This window comes from Sphingobacterium sp. UBA6320 (assembly GCF_002440335.1).
Classification (GTDB): Bacteria; Bacteroidota; Bacteroidia; order Sphingobacteriales; family Sphingobacteriaceae; genus Sphingobacterium.
Map to the genome: position 1 here is coordinate 1 of NZ_DJTA01000027.1, position 20,018 is coordinate 20,018.

Below are 20,018 nucleotides of genomic sequence, written 5' to 3' on the forward strand. Positions count from 1 at the left end.
ATCCCAGCGGGATCACAAGAAACAATATCAATTAAAACTAAAACCTTGTGAATGGTAGCAGGGTTATTACTTTTTCGGGTTTTACCAAAATATGCACGAAATCGCATATAAAATGTTTGTCATTCTGTGCGTCGATCTTTATAAGTTAAATTCCCTAATTCGCATCAACATATTGATGTTCAAACAGTTTGTCAAATGAACATTTTATTTGACTATAAAGCTATTTTTGTTTAACCTCAATGTTATCATTATGAAAACTAATTTTAGCGTTCTTTTCTTTTAGTTTATTATTGACAGGGAAATTAATGAATTGGCCTTTAGAGGCAAAAATTTGACTCTTATTTCTTGCTATAAATTGTTATATTTATAACATAATATTTGCAACTGAAGTATTAAAACAAGGTACCTTATTCCGGGAGTCGAATATTAAAAGCCTCGAGTATTGTAAAAACTTTGATTTTAACACTAGGTGCAAATTCCAGCGCATTTCGTTGTTTATTAAAATGTCTTTTGCTAAGAAGACTCAAAGGGCTGTCGTACTTATTAAGAAAGTTTTGGTAATAAAACCCAATATCGCTAATCTGCAAACCGACAGCTGAACCTAGCAATCACTACCTAGTTAGGATCAACTATATCAAACATTATACAAAAATGATTTTAAGAAAGAATAACTGTTACGTAATTACAGGGGGACCAGGTGTTGGCAAGACAACACTTGTAAATGAATTGGCAAAAAATGATTATAATGTTTTGCATGAAAATGCCAGAGAAATAATAAAAAAAGAATTAGATAATAACGGAGACGGACTTCCTTGGAAAAACAAAGAACGTTATACGAATTTAATGTTAGATGCTGCAGTGATAAGTTATAGCTCTGTATCACAGCATGATCCTCAGCCTTATTTTTTTGACCGTGGGATTTTGGACACAATTTGCTATGCTAATATGATAGGACTTGAAATTTCAGCTGAAATGAACAGTATTGGGAAAAATTCACTTTACAATAAAAAGATTTTTATTCTTCCACCTTGGGAAGAAATTTATCATCCAGATAGTGAACGAAAACAAACTTGGGAAGAGGCTGTACAGACCTTTACAATAATGAAGGAAACTTACTTAAATTACGGTTACGAAATTATCGAAGTCCCAAAAGATACAGTTGAAAACAGAGTAATCTTTTTACTGAACACCATAAATAGTATCCTTTAAAAACGTTTCAGGAGCAAAGCTGTAGATATTTTAAAGTAGGCTAAAATTGCTTTAGACTTCACTTTAAATAAAAGCGCTGCATTTAGCCACAAATTGCTCAAACTTCCGATCTGTATTTCGCATGATCGGTCCATGACCGAAGCAGATGATAGCAGGATTTAGATTTGCTAACTTCTGGAGCGATTTGATGTTGAGCCGCTGATCGGAGGTGAATATATTTGGAGGAAGGCGCAGACCAGTCGCTGTGGTGAGCAGGTTCATATTTGTCGCAGCATCCCCGATTATCAGTACACCATCCCGCTCACGGAAAAAAGAAATATGACCTGCCGAATGTCCGGGAGTCTCTATTACCCGAAAGTTTCCGATCCTATCGTTTTCAAAAATTGTGTGCTCCACTTGATGCCCCTGACCTGCCCAGTACTTTTGTTGAAGCTTTGCTACCCAATGTTGCGGAGTTGGATAGTCGTTGGTTACCATACCCGTTTCAGTCCTAAAAACTTCACTGGGATGACAGAGCAAGGGTATCGCAAACTCAGCGCATATCAGATCGCTACAGCCTTGGTGATCTGCATGCGCATGCGTCAGTACATGTTGATAAACGGGGATTTTCTGAAGAGCTTTCTTTACAGTGGTATACGAACTCCTTATTCCGGAGTCGACCAATACACCTTCGATAATATAACAGTTGATACTGTTTCGTGGCATCAATGGAATCTGGAAAACTTCGGGAGCAATTTGATGTAACATTGTTTTTTTATGCAAATCTACACCGCTGACCAGGACTGCATAAGGACATTTGTCCTATAATACATTGGGTCTATGTATTTGTCCTTTCGCTCGTGTCAGTGATCGCTGCGTGATGCCCAGGTACGATGCCAGATCCTGCGTCGCTATGCGCTGCACGAGCATCGGTTCGCTAGACAGGACATGGCGGTATTTATCCACAGCCGACCTATTATTGTAATTCAGCAGATAACGTTCCTTTTGGTTATACTCCCGCTCCATCACCGATTTTATAACCCCGTTCCAGGCGGTCACCTCACCAAGCAGATGCTGGTAGCTCGAATAGTCTATCCGATAGATCACGCTATCTTCTATAGTCCTGATACTCCTTCTCGATTTTTCCTGCGCCACGAACTCCGGAAATGAGGTCACAAATTCATTTTCAAACTTGAAGCAAGTGATATTCTCCTTACCTTCTTTATCGATCGCGTACGCCTTTACAGCGCCACTAGCGATAAATGCAATATGACGGCAGGATTCATCCTCACGAATAAAAAAATCACCCTTTTTTAAGCGGATTGATTTGAAAAACTGCATAGAAAAGTTGATTTCCTCAGCCGATAGTCCTCCTGTTGAGGATAGGTAATTTTCAAATACGTCAGTCATTTCGCACTCTTTTTGTCCTTTCATTTTCCTTTTAACCGTCTATGGATACATATCCAATCCAACATCCAAATCTAACAATTATTGTACATTCACAAAAAGCTGCATCTATAGCTATTTTAGTTCACTTTACTAGCACATTACAGGGCATGATCTTTCCATTTACTGACTGTTACTCCATTTTATTTCATCAGCTTTTGTTTGTATATTCAGAATAGAAATCTGTCGCTCTGATGGCGTATTCTTTAATTGGTGGACGCTTTTCCCATACTTCGTCAACTATCATTAGCGTGGTAGTGGATTGCACCTCCCATAGAGCTCAATAGTACAGTCATGATATCAGGGTCGGCGAGTTTCGAACCAATAGAGGCTCATGATCGTGTGCGGGCATTTAGGGGACTGAGCCAACTTTCTTGTTCACGGTAGAGAATTTGGGATGGCAGGACTACTTAAATCCCAGCGGGATCATGAAGGTAAAGCTAATCGCAATATGAGCTTTCTTTAATTTTAAAGACATGAGAGATCAGAAAGAATGTAGACACATTTGCCACTTTCTTTGTGATTCTATACATTTGTTTTCATAAGACCAATTGATAGGAATAGCACTCAAGAGTGACTTATTGATCTTCACTCCTGTTTTAGCAACAAAGTACCAAATAGAAAAAAAATCATAGAAGCTGTCCCCATTCGGAGAACTCGGTCGTCATTGAGGTATATTTAATTTAAAAATTTTAGCACGATGAAAGAATTTGCATTAATTTTCAGACTACAAGACATTTCCGATTTCAAACCATCACCCGAACAAATGCAGGAAAGAATGAATTGGTTAGCAGGTATTGCCTCACAAAACAAATTAGTGGATAAGGGAAATACGCTCTTACCATTTGCAGGAAATGCTAAAACTGTAAAGCCAAACAATGTGATCACAGATGGTGCCTACACCGAAATCAAGGAATTTATCAGTGGCTACATTGTCATAAAAGCAGACACCATTGATGAAGCAGTAGAAATGGCAAAAAGTAACCCGATCTTTGATCAAGTGGGCGGAAGCATTGAAGTACGAGAAGTAATAAAACGTGACTAACCCAAAATCATATACGGAACTTTTACCGCATTTATTCCGACAGGAATATGCTAAAATGACGGCTGTCCTTTGCCGTCATTTTGGATTGGCACATATCGAAATTGCCGAAGATATTGCTAGTGATACCTTTCTAAAAGCATCTGAATACTGGGCTGTCCATGGTGTACCCGATAATCCGACCGCATGGCTATATACCGTGGCCGCAAACAAACTAAAAGATTATTTCAAGCACAGATCTATTTTTGATAGCAGAATTAAAGGTGCAGTAACTGCTCAAGCAATGGAGATAGAGAAGATTCTGGAATTTGATGATCAAATCATTGCCGACAGTCAATTGGCTATGATTTTTGCCGTATGTCATCCGACAAACTCTACAGCAGCACAGATCGCATTGGCACTTCAGATTTTATGTGGTTTTAGTGTCGAGGAAATCGCCAAGGCCTTTTTGACAAATAGAGAAACCATTAAAAAGCGATTGCAAAGGGCACGCACCAACTTACGAAATAATCATTTTCAAATGCAAGACTTAACTGCAAATGATATACAAGCGAGGTTGGACACGGTTCTAAAAACATTGTATTTGCTCTTCAACGAAGGCTATTTTTCCACAACCCACAATCAGCTCATCAGAAAAGAACTGTGTTCAGAAGCCGCTCGGCTTACGCTGGTCTTAGCTGAAAACCCACTCACCAATACACCGCAAGTAAATGCCTTGCTGGCTTTGATCTGTCTTCAGAGTTCGAGACTGGATGCAAGAACTGGTACTAATGGCGAAGCCATCCTTTTTGACAAACAGGACAAAAGTCTCTGGGATCAGGCACTCATCGACAGGGGAAATTATTATTTAATCCACGCCTGCAACGCTGAAGAAGTTTCAAAATACCACTTAGAGGCAGCTATAGCATATTGGCATACAACCTCCACCGATACGAACAAATGGAAACATATTTTACAATTATATAATAGGCTTATCCTGATCGAATACTCACCAGTTACGGCCTTAAATCGGGCATTTGCTTACGCTAAAGTCTATGGTAGCGAAAAGGCAATCGAGGAGGTGAAAAAGTTAAATCTTCCGGAGAACAACTACTATCATGCATTATTGGGTTATTTGTACGCTCAAATAGATATGCCTATTTCAATTCAACATTATGCAAAGGCAATTGATTTGACCAAATCCAACATAGAAAAAGAGACACTCAGACAAGAAATTGATCGCTTGTTGCAAACCGCAGAAAATAAGGGTACAGCAAGCTAAGGGTTAAAGCAATCAAATGATTAATTGTAAAACTGGGTGAACCCAAAACAGTCATGCATGCATCGGAGATTCAAACCGATTGTACCATGCAGCCGTTATAGAGACCGTCATATTTCTGGTTAATATCTGCTCAATGTCTCTTTTTTACATACGCATATGTGTACGCAATAGTGGTAGTATTCAAATTCCAACTCGAAATCTCTTTCTCAATTAATTCCGGATGTTTTTTGCTGATATCCCTTAAAGCGTTACCGACAGATTTACGCAGATATTCGCTATCGCTTGCTTTGTGCTGAGCAATTAATTCGATTGCCACCTGAGGATGCTCTTTAAAGTATGCGCGGCTTGTCCAGATCCTCAAGCCTTCGGTCACAGCACGACAAACATTTGGATTTTGATCGCTCAGCCATTCTTTAATTTCAGGGAGCGAATTTTCATAACCATGATCTGCACAGTATTGATCGAAGGCTTTTGCAATAATCTCCTGAACTTGCCAGCTATCGTCCACATGTGCACGTTCTTTCAGTACCACAAGAACTGATGGATCCTGAGCAGCTATAAAACCCAAGATAAAAATTGCGCAACAACGTAACTGGTAAAACTTGCTCTTTAATAGATCTAAGGCGATTTCTTTAGACTCAGCTCTGGACTGCGTGGTCACTATTTTTTTTGCCTCTTCTTCGAAAGGCTTAAAACCATGTTCAACTTTTAGTAATGCTTCAAGAGAGGACTCCATATTCAATTTATGTTACGTGAGCAAATTACAACTTTGCATAGATGTTTTTTAATAGCTTGATTTTTATCTTTATATCTTATGTTGCAATACCACAAAACTGTTTCCTGAAACAACAGTCGAGCTTGTATTTAAGCAATAAAAATAAAGAATTGCAACTAAATAAAGCTAAAACAATCATGGAGCATGCTCTTACTTTTCATTTTATATCAGAATAAGACACACCCGTTAATTAAAGTCCTTTACACTTTTCTTCAGCTGCCGAATATGACGCTCCGTATGGTAGATATTAAACCAAGCCCATTCCAGTCGTGTAAAAGGTCCATATTGTGGAATAGCATAATCTGTACAGATATCCGAAAGATCTTTTGTCCGAATCACAGCTGCCATCTGCTCTATTCTGTTCTGTAAACCAGCCATCAATCTCTCTTTGTCCACTGGTTTTTCCGTTGGTATAATAGCATCTGGCGACTTCATGCGGATGGTATCATCCGTAAATATTTTCTTGATCATATCGATCTTCTCATTTGGTGACCGATCACCAGATTCCGATGCCCCATCCATCGTTTCTGCAGAGGCATAGGATTTGCGTATATGGTCTGCTATCTGTCCAGGAGACCAGCCTCCGTCTGCCGGTTTTTTATTGATTAAGGTTTCATCCATACCCCCTAGCAAGGTTACCAATTGATTCGTGACCTCTTCAAAGGCCTGTAATGTCTGTAAGTTCATATCGTTTGCCATTATACATCCAGCATCATCGGTTGCCATTGTTCAGTGTCGTTAAAAAATCCGAATCAGCATGCAGTCCATTTTATAAAACCAAATCTAATCCATGCAGTACTACCGCTTCATAAAGATAAGCAAATCAAAACTTTTGAACACGATAATTTCCAAATTTTATCTCGTTAACCGCGACCTTTCTACTCGCCTTCTTTCCCTGTATTACTTGTTTCTGAAATAGCAAAAATAGATCACCATCGGTGCTCATCCGACCTTACTCCTTTTTTGCCTATTCGTACACATTCATTCCATAAATCGCCAACTTGTATATGGTCCTCCCCTTCTTATATTCATGAACTGAAAGCACAGAAACTTGCAAAAGACAGCCATAAACAGTCCTTTCAATTCTACCTCAGATGATTAGCAAGATAATGGATGATTTCGGTCGCTATTTGTTGATGGATCAATTTTCTATCGATGCTGCGATCATCTTGATAATAAGTTGATGCTTCTTTTTGCAACTGCGGGTTCCCCTCATTCAAAAAAATGTAATGCCCTGTGTTTCTAGGCAGCTTAACAAATTTTGAACCTCCAATAACGTTACTGTATCTGATTCCATTGGTTTCTATCGGGGCGATTTGGTCATCATGTGCACCGATTATTAATACTGGAGGCATTTTCTGATACTTCTGTTCCAAAAGTCCCAACCCTAACGCTGGAGCTAGTGCTATATGCACTTTAAATCGACTATCTTTTAAAGTAGTGGGTATTTCTGTGCAAGGTATCCTTGTCAATAATGCTGTCAGGTCACCAAGCTCCGGAACAATGAATTCTTTGTGGCCTTGTTCGGATAGAGCGTTACGTTTCAGTAGCTCACAGTCCAATTGAATGCCTGCTAGCGCCAGTGCTGTATAGCCGCCCAACGAAAAACCTATCGTACCAATACGATTAATGTCCACATAACTGTTAAAACGTTCGTCCTGTAAAAATGAAGAGATCAAAAAACTCAGATCCAGTGGTCTTTCCCAATAGCGAACAAAATATTCTGGAATTTTATGATCAAGAGTATTTCCCCAATGATCCGGTGCCAGAACCATGTATCCATTCTTTGCCAGTTCAATGGCCAGCCAAGCTAAACTCAGCCTGTTTCCTCCTGTGCCATGCGATAGTACGATCAACGGATATTTCTTATTTATAAAAGTCGCATTCTGTATGGTCGGAGGTAATACAAACGGTAACGCTGTCTCCTTTAGATCCTGGTCAGTTGTTGGATACCATATCTGAGTCTTTATGGGGCGCTCTCGAGCATGGTCAATATAACTGATCGTCTGTTCACCGACATTTGACACCTGACCTTGACAAAAGAATGATATTAAGCTCAATAATAAAATAGTCCACGTACGATTCATCTTCTAATAAATTTTAAGTATAAGTATTTTCATATTCAAATAGATAGTAGTCCTGATTAGTGCAATATAAGGCACTTAAGTCGCTCATTTCACCTAACGAAATCAAGTGTATGATGACTGTACCTCGTCCACCGTACTTTTTAAAGCCTCTTTCATCTTGATTTTAACTCCTGTAAACCGTAAATAGGGTATTATACGGACTTCTTTTTTTTCCAAAAAACAACATTGGTATACACGGTCGTCCCGACCAAGATCAATATTGCGATCACATCGATGCTTTTAGATATCAGATCTTTCTGCGGGCCCAAAAAACAGAGTACGAGAAGCGTACTTATGTATATTACACCAGCATTGACCCAAAGCTTTGATACCTTCGGAGCATACTTCTTTTTGGGTAGATCATTTTCAGAATATAATTCAGCTATTCTATTTTTATCCCAATACAGTAAAATCAAACCCGCAACCATCATTAAACTCGTGATGATCCAGGTACCTGTAAAATGCAGAGAAATGGTGATCATCCAGATATTGGTTGTTATGGCCAGAAAGAAAAATGTCCCGATCAACGCAAAGCGCTGTGTCATCAGCAGGATTGCGGTGACGATTTGAGCCAGGCCAAGAAAATTATAATAAATCCCGGAAAGATAAAGTACCTCAAAAAACTGACCTATCGCACCAGTTGTTGGCAATTGAGTAAACCTTTCGCCCACTAATTTTGTAAATCCAGAGGGTACAAATGCCAATGCAATAAGATAGCGGATATGGATAATGATCCATTGGACAAATTTAATTTGTTGTAAATGATAAAACATAGCTTAAAAAAAGGATGAGGTTATTTAATTACAAAAAGCTTTGGAAGATAAGTTTTTAAGATCTGGATGATACCCTTTTTTCCTGTAAGCCCATGTATATTTTGTGATTTGCATCATTATTTCTTATTGATTAGCAAATTTACCACAATTGACTCATTAAAGTCAATGGTTATCTTTAACCAAAAATAACCAAATCTTCCATATTGATATCTTAAAAAAAGGCTTGGATTTTTTATTAATCTAAGCCTTTCTTAACATACCCCTTTCCACATGAGGCCAGATCATGATGACCAATGATCAACCTGAATAGATCAGCGGTTATGGAACATATATGATCCCATTAACCGGTAATTTTCAGAGATTGAATCAGCCCATCTTTAAATTCACAGTGATAAGTCAAGATCAGCGGACTTCCCGGAAAATTGCCTGCAATTTCAGCTTTCAACGTCTGGTCAGTTTCTGAATATGCAAGAGGTTTCATCGTACTTTGATATTCTTTGTTGGCTTTTTCTATCCAATTTTCTATTTCCTTTTTGCCGTTATGTGTTTTTCCTTCGTCAAAAACTACGGCTGATTCTGCGAAACAATTCGCGTAAGCAATAGAATCAAAGTTGTCCTGTGCCTGTACGAGATCGGCTACTACTTTTGGTAAATTCATCTTTTTATGAGTTAAAATGTTATTAAATCGTGGGAATTGTGCCTCCGTCCATGATATATTCTGTACCAGTCAGGTAATGGGCTCTTGGCGAAACCAAAAATCCAACAAATTCAGCAATTTCTTCGGGTTGTGCCGGTCTTCCTATTGGAATTCCCCCCAATGCGTCCATCACGCTTTGCGTCGCCTGTTCTATCGTGATCGCTGTACTTGCCGCAATTCGTTCCATCATTCTCGTTGATGATTCCGTCATGATCCAACCCGGCGAAACCGTTAATACCCGTACACCTTTTGGCGAAACTTCTTTTGACAGACCTTTACTATAATTGATTAGCCCTGCTTTTGCTGCAGCATAAGGCAAAGTAGAATCGTATAACGGTAATCTTCCCTGAATGGATGCAATATGGATGATCACACCACTTTTTTGCGCAAGCATTTGTGGTAAAAATGCCCTGTCCAGTCGTACAGGAGCAAGCAGATTCGTTCGGATCGTCTGCTCCCAGTCCTGATCGGTCAGTACAGCAAAACCACCACCTTGGGTTTCCGAACCCCCGAGCGCATTGATCAGAATATCCAGTCTCCCAAATGTTGCTAAAACTTCTTCTGCTACGCGTCTCGCTCCTTCGGCTTCACTCAATTCAGCAGCAATAAAATACAGATGATCATGCAACGTATCGGGTGCATTTCTCGCTGTAATGACAACAGTGGCACCCGCATTTGAAAGTCGCTCTGCAATGGCTTTACCCGTTCCTTTTGTGCCACCTGTTACGAGGGCAATTTTGCCCTCCAATTCATGATTAAAATTAAATTCTTGTCCCATATATTGAAATATTTAGGACAAAGTTCAGTCTTATGTACAGATCTCACAAGTACGGAGTTACGATTCATATAGGGATAAATTTTTCCCCTATTGCAGTATTTTTAATATCCCGACAACTTGTTTCAAGTAGGAAAGATTTCTATCAAAACTCAAGCTAAGATCGGATAGATCTATCGTTTCTAAAAACTGTTGTTTTCGATTTTATCTTGTATAGTTCGGCTTATTAAGCAAGATGGGAGTCGGATTAAGAAGTACCCACTTAGTTGCAAGTTCACACAAAAAATTAAGGTCATCAGCAAATCCAGTGTTACGAATTTCTTTGATAAGAATACGGGCTTCTTCCAGTTCTTTCGCAGCTAAAGCATGTTCAGAAGATACGTGTATGTCAAATGCATCCAACATTTTTTTAAAATCCTTGTCCCAGTTTCCCCCGCCATTTCGGTAGATTTCATCACGCACTTTCCCAGCGATGCGGACCACCTCTCCTTGCACTGTTAGGGCACTCCCCATAGCAGGAATTAAAAGCTCCCACAATTCTTCAAATTGCTCTTTCCAATTTGTACCACCTACGCTTATTGGTGCCACGCCATCATGCATGATACGCTTTTTAACAGGTACAACTTGATACATCTCATAAAGATTGCTGAGTGCATGGTCTGTTTCTTGCAGATAGTCTTTATTAAAATTTTCACGATGGAATTCAAAATTCTCACCTATCCGAATAATTTCATCCCTCATCTTTTGCGTTATTTCGGTATTGGCTTGGAGCAATATACGCGATACTTCCACCAACGGGATCAAGTCGATATTGCTTGCGCGAGATAATGCCCTTTCAAGCGGCGTTTGTTTAGTCGCATTTAAAGCCTGGGTGTCAGCCCCATGATCAACCAGTTTTTTGACAGATGAAACATTAAAACTACTTCCCGCAGCAAAATGCAATGGTGTATCGCCATAGATATCCACAGCCTGTATATTTGCTCCAAGTTCTAAAAAGACCGTGATATCGCCACTTCGAGTCATCGCATGTTGGTGAAGAGCTGTACGGTTGTAACTGTCCACAGCTTCGATGTCTGCTCCGCTTGCTACCATCCAACGAACCAGTTCATCAGGCACATGAAAAAAGCTGAGTGCCGTTGCTTTTCCATAACCACCTCTTGCATCTAATTCACAGGTATCAAATACTTTTTTAAGATTTTCAATCTTGTTTTCCTTGATTAACTCATCAAAATTCTTGGGAAGTGTTTTTTTCTTTTTTGCCATTTTCTTTTAGTTTCGGATTCGATTACATATGCCACCAATGATTTGGGCCGATACCAGTTGTTGAGTATCGTACACATCTAAATTTAAGATAAAAGTTTTAAAATGACACCTGTTCAATGACTTTCTTTCGTCCTCTTATCGCAAAATACTGATTAGCTGATATGCTTACTTGTTATCCAAATTTAGTTTTAGCTTCTTCACGCACACACATATAGAAGTTGATCAAATTTCGATCTGGATCGCAAAATAAGAACGGCCTATTGCCCACGGTTTTGTTGTAGGTACTGGAACAGAGCGCCACGATGATCACAACTTGAAGTGCAGTTTGTAATAGCGGATTTATAGGGATAAATTTTTCCCCTATTGCAGCATTTGGAACATAGGTTTATCTTTGTACGATGTATGAAAGAAAAAATTTACCAAACTTAAATTGCGGTCTGGATTTGATTGGCGAAGTCCTGTATGGCAAATGGAAAATCCGCTTGCTCTGGTTTATTCATGAAGGATATCAACGTCCCAGTGAACTGCAACGTAAAATACCCGATGCTACAAGGCGCGTGTTAAATATTCAACTCAAGGAACTTGAAGAACATGAATTAATTACCAAAAAAATCTATCCTATCGTACCACCTAAAGTCGAATACAGTTTAACAGAATTTGGAAAAACACTCATTCCGGTCATCTCTACATTGGGAAACTGGGGCGATGAACATGCCGAAAAATTACGTAAGGTCATTATGCAACGCTTACAACCCGAATGTCCATAACATACATCTACTTGAATTGCCTATCTTCCTGATTCGACCGAAAACCCGCCTGAATGAGATCGCCAATTTTTAAGTCAGCCTTTGTACCATAAAAATAGGTTTTGGGCAAATGACGTTGCCATATGCAAGTTTATTTGCTCTTTGGCCATCAGTTTATATTTGGCGCTATTCCCTTTTACAGCGAGTGAGGTTTACGTTATGGCTGAGCTTCTGCATTTGCAGAACCAAAATACGAATACATCAGCAGCGAAGCAGCTCTTTTTGCTTTACTGTCTGCAGGAACAAGCTTCAGACCCAATTCATCACTTTTGAGTCTACCATCAGCTCCCCACGTGATATCTTTACCTGATCCATTGACAATGGTACCATCTTCTTTAATCAGCAGTATCACTTTTCCTTCATCGGATAGCAGCTCATCTCCACGTAAATGAACCAGTATCTCCCCTTTGTCAGATTTCAATTCCCCCGATGCGGTGATCGTGCCGAGAAACTCTTCGCCCAGGTAGCACTTTCCTTCTTTATCCATCTGTAAAACAAAATTTTTAGATCCACCATCGCTATCCAAAATCTGAAAAGCGTCCAAAATGATAGCGGTTTTGTGAGACTGTTTTCGCTCTTGCAGAACAGCAGCAACAGCATCCTCAGATGGATGCTTCACAGGGCTACTTTGGCCTGTGCAAGCAAGTAACAAGAGCAGCGTTCCGCTTAATAGTAGTGTCCCCATGATTCAAAATTTTGAGTTAGTGATATCGTATCCGATTATTTAATGTAAGAATAAAAAACAATTAATAGGTCTTTTTCATCAGCTTTTTTTAACTATTCGTTGCGATACAGCGTTCGGACAATGGTCTGTCGACCGTTAGCCCGAACGCTAAATGACGCAATAGCTATCCAATTGCATAAGCGCATACCGTCAAAGCTGTTCCATCCAATAGGTGAAAGAGCACCTACTTAACCCGTCATGCTATTTTGCAAAAGTTCAGTAATGGGTCTTATTTTCATATTGTGGTTTCCCAGTCTTTCCATGACTTCACTATTTAAATCTTCTTCAGAAAGGACAAGAAATAGATCTTTTTCAGGAATATCTAGATATTGTACAGCAGAAAAGCTCATTTTGTCTTTCAGTTCATGATAGCGTTTGTCATCTTCTCTTACAAATCCAGCAGGTACTTGGTTTGGAGTCAACCAGATCCAACTATCTTTATATTTGCCTCGATAGCTCGCGTATCCGCTGTTAAAATGCTCAGGTGCATCAAATTTTATTTCAAGGATCTGCTCGATCTGTTTAGCATTTTCCTCTATGGAGTGTTCGGTTTGGATCACTAAATCCCCTTCATTGACATCCAGTGTTAACAAGTCTAAAAACTCAGCAAAAGAATTTGCTATTTTTTCCTGATGGTCACACTCTATATCGATCCACGCAACTTGCGGTTCCTCTTTATTTTCCCTATAATCCAAACATATGTACCAATGTCCATCTCCATCAAGCGGAACAAGTCCATCCAGTTCAAAACTCACATATTCTTGAGATTCTGTCCAATCAAAGTCCGTCAATGAAGGAAAATAAGGTCCGATACCCATGATCTGTTCCTGAGGGGTTTCCGCAATTTTATAACGGATATAACCGCCATTCTGAATTTTTAGAATTTCTATCAGTTTCGCAGGAAGTTTGTATCCAATTTGCTTCTCCGCTTGTTCCAAAATCTCAGGAGTCAACGCAGGCTGAACATAAGGTAGGTATCTTGGTACACTCCAAATGTTTTTTAATTCACTATTTTTCATATTATTACGCATTAAGATAGGTTTATACTTATGAATTTGGGCGGAAGTGCATCCATAACTCTATTGGACGTTCACAGCAAAAGTCCAATCATCAATTTGTTTATAGAATACATGCCCTATTATTAAAACCAATTTGGTTTACTAATAGTTTCACTTGTTCTGAAATTATTTGATTAAATTTTTTTATTCATTGTACTTCGTCAAAAATCACCCGCAAAGTCCAGATGGTTGCAAATTGGTATGCAAATTTCAAATCTGATATTATAAAATAGGTAACAGTGTGTCATGGGCATGGTTAAGATCCATGACATCTTTTACATACTTTAAACGGAGGCAAATAGAAGTGTTGTTCTTTTCATCATATCTATCATTAAACTTTGCCCAAAGTTCTGTATAAAAAATTAAAAAATCAATAATTTATCGGTAGATTTTACCTCTATGTCCGTCGTTGATCTGTTAACAATCAATACTTTGAGTTTTTTCATCTTCGCTCAAGAGATCTCAGCAAACGAGCAGACAGATGATCTGCACCCTGTCCGGCATTCCTGTGAAGAGCAATCTTCCAATGAATAGCAATAAGGACTTATAAAACAAGCGTAATTGATCAACTGCCTTAACGCAGTTCGTGGATGTCAAGGTAGGCTGCTTCTGTTCAAAAATGGTTAAAATAAACTTTTTAATTGAAATCGAGTCAATCCTATAAGCTGACTGAGCAAATCAAAGCCAGATCAAAATAAAACATTTACGACAAATCGTTTGTTTTTTAAAATAAGAAACGATTTTTGTCGTTTATCATGATATGATGTATAACAGCAGATGGTGAGTCTGTGCGGCTCACATTTTGGTGTTTTGCCCACGGTCAGGCCATTGAAGAGAAAGAAAAGAATCAGTCTTTTTTTTACTTCTCCTAGCAGTGTATCGATCATTAACTTGTAATTTTATATCTATGAAACATCCATTATTTATTTACGCTCTCCTAGCGGTAGCCACTTTAGGATCAAGTTGTACGAGTAATAAAAAATTTGCTGCACTACAAGCAAGTTACACGCAACTACAACAAAGTAATCAAGACCTCAATAGTCGCTTGCAGACAACCGAGAGTGATTTAAATGGCTCTAAAATCAGAATCAAGAGTCTTGACGAACAGATTGCTTCTGAAAAAGCAAATGTTGCCGCTTTACAGACCGCTTTGAACAACTGTCTCAATTCCAGCAATCAAGGCAATGTGAATATTTCAAAGCTTGTGGATGAAATCAATTCGTCCAATAAATACATTCAACAGCTTGTCAACAGTAAAAACAAAAGTGATTCGCTCAATTTAGTTTTGACCAACAACCTCACCCGTTCCCTGAGCAGAGAAGAAATGCGGGATGTGGATATTCAAGTACTAAAAGGAGTTGTATATGTATCACTTGCGGACAATATGCTGTACAAATCTGGAAGCTATGAAATTTCGGACCAAGCAGGTGAAACATTATCTAAGATCGCTAAGATTATCAAGGACTACAGCAGTTATGATGTACTGATAGAAGGAAATACGGACAATGTGCCGATCAGCATGCCCAATATCCGCAATAACTGGGATTTAAGTGCTTTAAGAGCTTCATCAGTCGTGATGGCTTTGCAAAACACCTATGGAGTCGATCCAAAACGTTTAACCGCTGGTGGACGTGGCGAATATAATACCATCGCACCCAATGATACCGAGGCAGGAAAAGCAAGAAATAGAAGAACTCAAATTATCATTACCCCTAAGTTAGACCAGTTTATGGAACTTATTGGTAAAGCGCCAGAAACAAGTCTGGACTAAATAGATAAGGAAAGCGGTGCTTCACAAGCATGAACATACTTTTTACAAGATCCGCCCGATCTGGAATTCATATGTGCATATCTGGACAGGATCTCAAACGAAAAAGCTAATCGCAGGATTAGCTTTTTCTTGTTTACAGGCTTTATTCATTGCTGCACTAATGTCTGCAGATCGAGCAGCTATTGAGAAAAATTCCTGTAAAAACAGCGCATCATTTTATAACTTGGCATCCGATGCATAACTTGCAACAGACTTTTAAATTTTAGCCTCTCAGATGAATGATATAAAAGATAGATTGAGGACGCATATTGAAAAAATGATCAGCCTTACTGATGATGAGATGTCTTCGATATTTGATCATTTCACCTTTCAGGAATTCAAGAAAAATGAACTGATCTTTGAAGAAGGCCAGCCCGTTAAGCATGTCTATTTCGTACTGTCAGGTTTAGTCGTGCTGAGCTACACCGATCGGGATGCCAAGCAACATCTCATTTCTTTTGCCATGGAGGGCTGGTGGGAAACAGATTTCGTCGCCTTTTACGCCAAGGGCAGAGCAACATTAGCGTTAAAATGTATGGAAAACACCAAAATGCTGTGCCTCACCTTAGATCATTTTGAGAAGTTATGCGCGACTAGTGAAAAAATGAAACACTTTTTTCTTAAAAAATCTATTGCAGGACATATAGGTTCGCAACAACGTATCTTATTATTTCTTACTTCTAGTGCCAAGCAAAGATATGAGCACATGATCACCAACCATCCCGCCTTGATTCAACGTATCCCAAAATCGATGTTGGCATCCTATCTAGGTGTATCCCGAGAAACATTAAGCCGTATTTTATAATGCTTTTGAAAAAGTGATATTTGTCACACCGTCTTCTACAGGTACATCATGATCTTTGTACCATACTTTAATAAAACAATAAAATGGAAAAAAAGATCATTAACCCTTGGACTTGGCAAGATGCCCGAAGTTATGTACAGGCTGTTGAAGTGAAGCATGTGGAAAGTACGCTGTATGTATCCGGACAGACCGCAATCGACGAACATGGAATCTCCAGTGCTGAAAATATGCGCACCCAATTGGAAATAACCTTAAAAAATCTTGAAAAAGTAATACAGCAAGCTCACTTCGATCTCTCGAATATCGTTAGGCTGAATATTTATACCACAGATTCTGAAGCATTATTTAACAATTTTGATGTTTTCCAAGCATGGATCAGTCAGCACAAAATTCAGCAGACCAGTACCGTACTGGAAGTACCAAAACTATTTGAAACCCTTCAAGTTGAGATGGAAGCTACAGTCGTTAAATAATTTATCACTAACGATCTACATCACACAGCAGTAGCATATTACGATGTGTACAAAGCAAAAAAGACCGATCATCAAGAAATGATGAAAGGTCTTTTTTTTTACTGATATTCCTGTTGTCTCCAATAACTAGACTGTTCCAGCAATCAAATGGCCGGGGAAAGACGGATCATTCCCCTTTTTCAATATCGCAACAGGGAAAGACAAGTTCAATCAAACTGATTACCAATTATTGATCGTTCCACATCAGTACATAAACCCCATTTTATTTCAAATTTTCCAAAAAAAGATGGAAAATTCCAACACAAGGCTGATCATATGGCGATGATCCTGCTATCGCAGTATCCATCAATTCCTATCCAGCTTTATGGTTTTCCTTTCGGTGTATGTAAAATTTCCTGCTTCCATGCTGCAGTCAACAGCGGGTACAAGTCTTCATAGCTGAATAAGACCATCGGAGTGATTTGAATGTATTCAACAGGATACCAGTTTTTTACAAACCGCATCATTGCTTGCTGAGCTTGATCGATCTGTCCTGTCACATATAAAAGCCGTGCAGCCTGTATATGGATTGTTTCGCTGACTATTTTATCTGCAAACTTTTCATAATAAGCAAGGCTTTCGTCCGTATTTCCGGTCTCCAACATAAATTGGAGCAGATATTCGGCTCCCTCCTCACTCTCAAATGTCAATTTTGGACGATACTGCTTTAATTGTGCCCTAAATTCATCAACTGATTTCCCTTCTTTCACCACTTGCAGCGGTTTGTTGTCTATGGTCAAATCTTTTTCTCCATTCAGTTTCGCTAAATGATTGTTAATTTGATGCCTATAAAAATGGATGCGATGCTCAGGTAAATTTAATTTTTCTTTCTCCGTCAAGAAATTGTGGTAAAACGTTGCAGCTCTCGAAATATGGCCACCTCTGATCGCTGCATGGGAATAAGCAAAAAAGTGTTCACACAAAATATTTCCCGCATACCACTGCTCGTCAAAGGGCAAAGCATTTTCATCGTTTGCCATCGCATTTTCGTCGTTGCTATTGAAATAGTTTATCTCTGCATATACAATAGCTTTCTGAGGTTCAAAGCCTTTTATATGCGCCAATTGTTGAAGACCAATTTCAATTTGCCCACTTCTTAACGTGTCCAAAATGTCTCGCAATTTTTTCGGTATTTTTACTATGCTCATCGTCGTATATGAATGGTGTTTTATTTTTTATTACATGCTCTTTTCCTAAACGATATTAAAAGTACTCTATTTTTTAAAAAGAATTGTTAAATACGATCCATTTACGATGGCATTACCCCTATTATCAATAAAAGCCCTATGACAACCACTTTTTCCGCAACGAACTCAACGCAGCTTGATCGATCAGCTAGCCAGCGCTAGCCCTATACCAAACTAATACGGCTATGAAATTGTTATACCAAGACGAACTTTAGTATTAACGATAGAATATGCTCACAACGGATAAAGAAAAAAAAGAATCGGGAGATTTTTATAAGGATGCCATACTGCTGTTGCAAGAATGCGATTGTCAATTTATGTTAGGCGGAGCATTTGCTATGTTCCACTATACAGGCATCTTTCGGGACACCAAAGATTTGGATATCTTCTGCAAGAGCAGTGAATACCCTAAAATACTGAAGCACTTTGCTGAAAAAGGCTATCAGACGGAGTTAACGGATGTGAGATGGCTTGCAAAAGTATTTCATGGAGATTATTTTATCGATATTATATTCGATACGGTCAACAATATCTGCACTGTGGATGACAGTTGGTATGAACGTGCTCCCAGTGGTCATTTTGCTGACCTACCCGTCCAGTTTATTCCTGTAGAAGAACTCATTTGGTGCAAAATTTATGTACAAAACAGAGAGCGCCACGACAGTGCAGACATCAACCATATTTTGCTTAAATATGGAAAAAGTGTGGATTGGGAATTGCTTATAAAACGCTTAGATCCCCATTGGCATCTGCTGCTGGCGCAGTTACTTATTTTTCAATTTGTGTATCCTGCCGACTATCGGGAGATCATCCCGCAATGGTTGTTCGACGAATTGATGAAAAGAGCTGCAGAGCAATATGACCTCCCATCTCCTGTCGAAAAAGTATGCAGAGGACCGCTCATCGACCAGACCCAATATGAAGTCGATGTCAAGGAATGGAATTATAAATCATATACCATAACGACTATATAATTGATGGAAGAAAGAAAAAAAACAAAAATTGCCGCCATGGCGGATATCCATATTCGGATTTCAGACAAAGGCAAGTTGCGCGATATCTTTGAAGAATTAAATGAAACCGCCGATGTACTGGCGATATGCGGTGATCTGACCGATACGGGTGATGAAGAAGAAGCTGTTGTACTCGGTGAAGAGTTAAAGGCACTTCGCATCCCGGTGGTTGGTGTATTGGGCAATCACGATTACGAAAAAGGTAGGCAAAAGATCATTAAGCAAATATTGACCGATCATCATATGACGATCTTAGATGGCGAATCCATTGTGTTAGCAGATGTTGCTTTTGCAGGAGTAAAAGGATTTGGTGGAGGATTTGATCAATATATGCTGTCTATTTTCGGGGAAGATATGATGAAAGAGTTTGTTCATGAAGCTGTCAATGAATCTTTGCAACTTGACCGTGCACTGACCCGCCTGGAACAGGATTACCCCCATTTACCCAAAGCGGTATTACTGCATTATGCACCGATTAAAGATACCGTAGTGGGCGAACCCGAGCAATTGTTTCCATTTTTAGGTTCCTCACATCTGGCAGAACCCCTGACCAGAAGGCAGGTAGCTATTGCCTTTCATGGACATGCACATGGCGGCACGCTCAGCGGTCACACGACAAGTGAGATTCCGGTCTACAATGTCGCTCTTCCAGTATTAAAACGAGAGCGAGATGGGCAGTCCTATCTGCTCGTTGAGGTATAATATATCCCTCATCAAAACAGGTAGTAGGCCAGCACATATCACGCTGGCCAATTCG

The 20,018-nt window shown here is 39.2% G+C and carries 23 protein-coding genes; 10 read left to right on the forward strand and 13 right to left on the reverse strand.

Annotated elements, in window-relative coordinates; all coding sequences use genetic code 11:
* Positions 1-651 precede the first annotated feature (651 nt).
* Positions 652-1,209, forward strand: coding sequence for an AAA family ATPase (locus B3P23_RS16710; RefSeq protein ID WP_293928255.1), 558 nt, complete (start codon positions 652-654; stop codon positions 1,207-1,209).
* A gap of 63 nt (positions 1,210-1,272) precedes the next feature.
* Here the strand turns inward: B3P23_RS16710 and B3P23_RS16715 are convergent, their stop codons facing one another.
* Together B3P23_RS16715 and B3P23_RS16720 are read right to left on the reverse strand one after the other, a co-directional pair.
* A complete protein-coding gene (locus tag B3P23_RS16715; RefSeq protein WP_293928258.1) occupies positions 1,273-1,956 on the reverse strand; it encodes an MBL fold metallo-hydrolase in 684 nt (227 codons plus the stop codon).
* Between the two features lie 54 nt (positions 1,957-2,010).
* Positions 2,011-2,598, reverse strand: coding sequence for a Crp/Fnr family transcriptional regulator (locus tag B3P23_RS16720; RefSeq protein WP_293928261.1), 588 nt, complete (start codon positions 2,596-2,598; stop codon positions 2,011-2,013).
* A 736-nt stretch (positions 2,599-3,334) separates the two neighbouring features.
* Here B3P23_RS16720 and B3P23_RS16725 point away from each other — a divergent pair.
* Positions 3,335-3,679, forward strand: a complete 345-nt coding sequence (locus B3P23_RS16725) for a YciI family protein (protein WP_094772063.1) — start codon at positions 3,335-3,337, stop codon at positions 3,677-3,679.
* Entirely contained in the window at positions 3,672-4,937 is a 1,266-nt protein-coding gene (locus tag B3P23_RS16730; protein ID WP_293928264.1) for an RNA polymerase sigma factor, read from the forward strand. The genes B3P23_RS16725 and B3P23_RS16730 overlap by 8 nt, the downstream gene beginning before the upstream one ends.
* Before the next feature lie 130 nt (positions 4,938-5,067).
* On the opposite strand, the gene B3P23_RS16735 is transcribed toward B3P23_RS16730, so the two are convergent.
* From B3P23_RS16735 to B3P23_RS16765, 7 genes are all read right to left on the reverse strand, one after another.
* Positions 5,068-5,673 (reverse strand): DNA alkylation repair protein, encoded by a 606-nt coding sequence (locus B3P23_RS16735; RefSeq protein WP_293928267.1) that lies wholly within the window; start codon positions 5,671-5,673, stop codon positions 5,068-5,070.
* 225 nt (positions 5,674-5,898) lie between these two features.
* Complete coding sequence (locus B3P23_RS16740; RefSeq protein ID WP_293928270.1) at positions 5,899-6,438, reverse strand: DinB family protein; 540 nt, start codon at positions 6,436-6,438, stop codon at positions 5,899-5,901.
* Between the two features lie 359 nt (positions 6,439-6,797).
* Entirely contained in the window at positions 6,798-7,799 is a 1,002-nt protein-coding gene (locus B3P23_RS16745) for an alpha/beta hydrolase family protein (RefSeq protein WP_293928273.1), read from the reverse strand.
* Between the two features lie 191 nt (positions 7,800-7,990).
* Positions 7,991-8,611 (reverse strand): hypothetical protein, encoded by a 621-nt coding sequence (locus B3P23_RS16750; RefSeq protein WP_293928276.1) that lies wholly within the window; start codon positions 8,609-8,611, stop codon positions 7,991-7,993.
* 340 nt (positions 8,612-8,951) lie between these two features.
* Complete coding sequence (locus B3P23_RS16755) at positions 8,952-9,269, reverse strand: nuclear transport factor 2 family protein (RefSeq protein ID WP_293928279.1); 318 nt, start codon at positions 9,267-9,269, stop codon at positions 8,952-8,954.
* A 22-nt stretch (positions 9,270-9,291) separates the two neighbouring features.
* Positions 9,292-10,086, reverse strand: coding sequence for an SDR family oxidoreductase (locus tag B3P23_RS16760; RefSeq protein WP_293928283.1), 795 nt, complete (start codon positions 10,084-10,086; stop codon positions 9,292-9,294).
* Positions 10,087-10,287: 201 nt separating this feature from the next.
* Positions 10,288-11,346 carry an ankyrin repeat domain-containing protein gene (locus B3P23_RS16765; RefSeq protein ID WP_293928285.1) on the reverse strand — a complete coding sequence of 353 codons (1,059 nt, stop codon included), beginning with the start codon at positions 11,344-11,346 and terminating at the stop codon, positions 10,288-10,290.
* Between the two features lie 443 nt (positions 11,347-11,789).
* Here B3P23_RS16765 and B3P23_RS16770 point away from each other — a divergent pair, with 443 nt between their 5' ends.
* Positions 11,790-12,113, forward strand: coding sequence for a winged helix-turn-helix transcriptional regulator (locus B3P23_RS16770; RefSeq protein ID WP_293928287.1), 324 nt, complete (start codon positions 11,790-11,792; stop codon positions 12,111-12,113).
* A 7-nt stretch (positions 12,114-12,120) separates the two neighbouring features.
* On the opposite strand, the gene B3P23_RS21500 is transcribed toward B3P23_RS16770, so the two are convergent.
* The 3 genes from B3P23_RS21500 to B3P23_RS16780 form a co-directional block, all read right to left on the reverse strand.
* The gene (locus tag B3P23_RS21500) at positions 12,121-12,222 is read right to left on the reverse strand and encodes an NAD(+)--rifampin ADP-ribosyltransferase (RefSeq protein ID WP_414713156.1); all 102 of its coding nucleotides are present in this window, start codon (positions 12,220-12,222) and stop codon (positions 12,121-12,123) included.
* An 87-nt stretch (positions 12,223-12,309) separates the two neighbouring features.
* Positions 12,310-12,837 carry a hypothetical protein gene (locus tag B3P23_RS16775; RefSeq protein WP_293928289.1) on the reverse strand — a complete coding sequence of 176 codons (528 nt, stop codon included), beginning with the start codon at positions 12,835-12,837 and terminating at the stop codon, positions 12,310-12,312.
* 227 nt (positions 12,838-13,064) lie between these two features.
* On the reverse strand, positions 13,065-13,895 hold the full coding sequence (locus B3P23_RS16780) for an SMI1/KNR4 family protein (protein ID WP_293928291.1): 831 nt from the start codon (positions 13,893-13,895) through the stop codon (positions 13,065-13,067).
* A gap of 946 nt (positions 13,896-14,841) precedes the next feature.
* Between B3P23_RS16780 and B3P23_RS16785 the strand changes: the two genes are divergently transcribed.
* From B3P23_RS16785 to B3P23_RS16800, 4 genes are all read left to right on the forward strand, one after another.
* Positions 14,842-15,705 (forward strand): OmpA family protein, encoded by an 864-nt coding sequence (locus tag B3P23_RS16785; protein ID WP_293928293.1) that lies wholly within the window; start codon positions 14,842-14,844, stop codon positions 15,703-15,705.
* 16 nt (positions 15,706-15,721) lie between these two features.
* A complete protein-coding gene (locus B3P23_RS16790; protein WP_293928295.1) occupies positions 15,722-15,946 on the forward strand; it encodes a hypothetical protein in 225 nt (74 codons plus the stop codon).
* A gap of 33 nt (positions 15,947-15,979) precedes the next feature.
* Positions 15,980-16,549, forward strand: coding sequence for a Crp/Fnr family transcriptional regulator (locus tag B3P23_RS16795; protein WP_293928297.1), 570 nt, complete (start codon positions 15,980-15,982; stop codon positions 16,547-16,549).
* Between the two features lie 83 nt (positions 16,550-16,632).
* On the forward strand, positions 16,633-17,022 hold the full coding sequence (locus tag B3P23_RS16800) for a RidA family protein (RefSeq protein ID WP_293928299.1): 390 nt from the start codon (positions 16,633-16,635) through the stop codon (positions 17,020-17,022).
* Between the two features lie 362 nt (positions 17,023-17,384).
* On the opposite strand, the gene B3P23_RS16805 is transcribed toward B3P23_RS16800, so the two are convergent.
* Positions 17,385-18,209, reverse strand: coding sequence for a hypothetical protein (locus B3P23_RS16805; protein WP_293928301.1), 825 nt, complete (start codon positions 18,207-18,209; stop codon positions 17,385-17,387).
* 269 nt (positions 18,210-18,478) lie between these two features.
* On the opposite strand from B3P23_RS16805, the gene B3P23_RS16810 reads away from it, so the two are divergent.
* Positions 18,479-19,222 (forward strand): nucleotidyltransferase domain-containing protein, encoded by a 744-nt coding sequence (locus B3P23_RS16810; RefSeq protein WP_293928303.1) that lies wholly within the window; start codon positions 18,479-18,481, stop codon positions 19,220-19,222.
* Between the two features lie 3 nt (positions 19,223-19,225).
* Positions 19,226-19,963 (forward strand): metallophosphoesterase family protein, encoded by a 738-nt coding sequence (locus B3P23_RS16815; RefSeq protein ID WP_293928305.1) that lies wholly within the window; start codon positions 19,226-19,228, stop codon positions 19,961-19,963.
* The last annotated feature ends 55 nt before the right edge of the window (positions 19,964-20,018 follow it).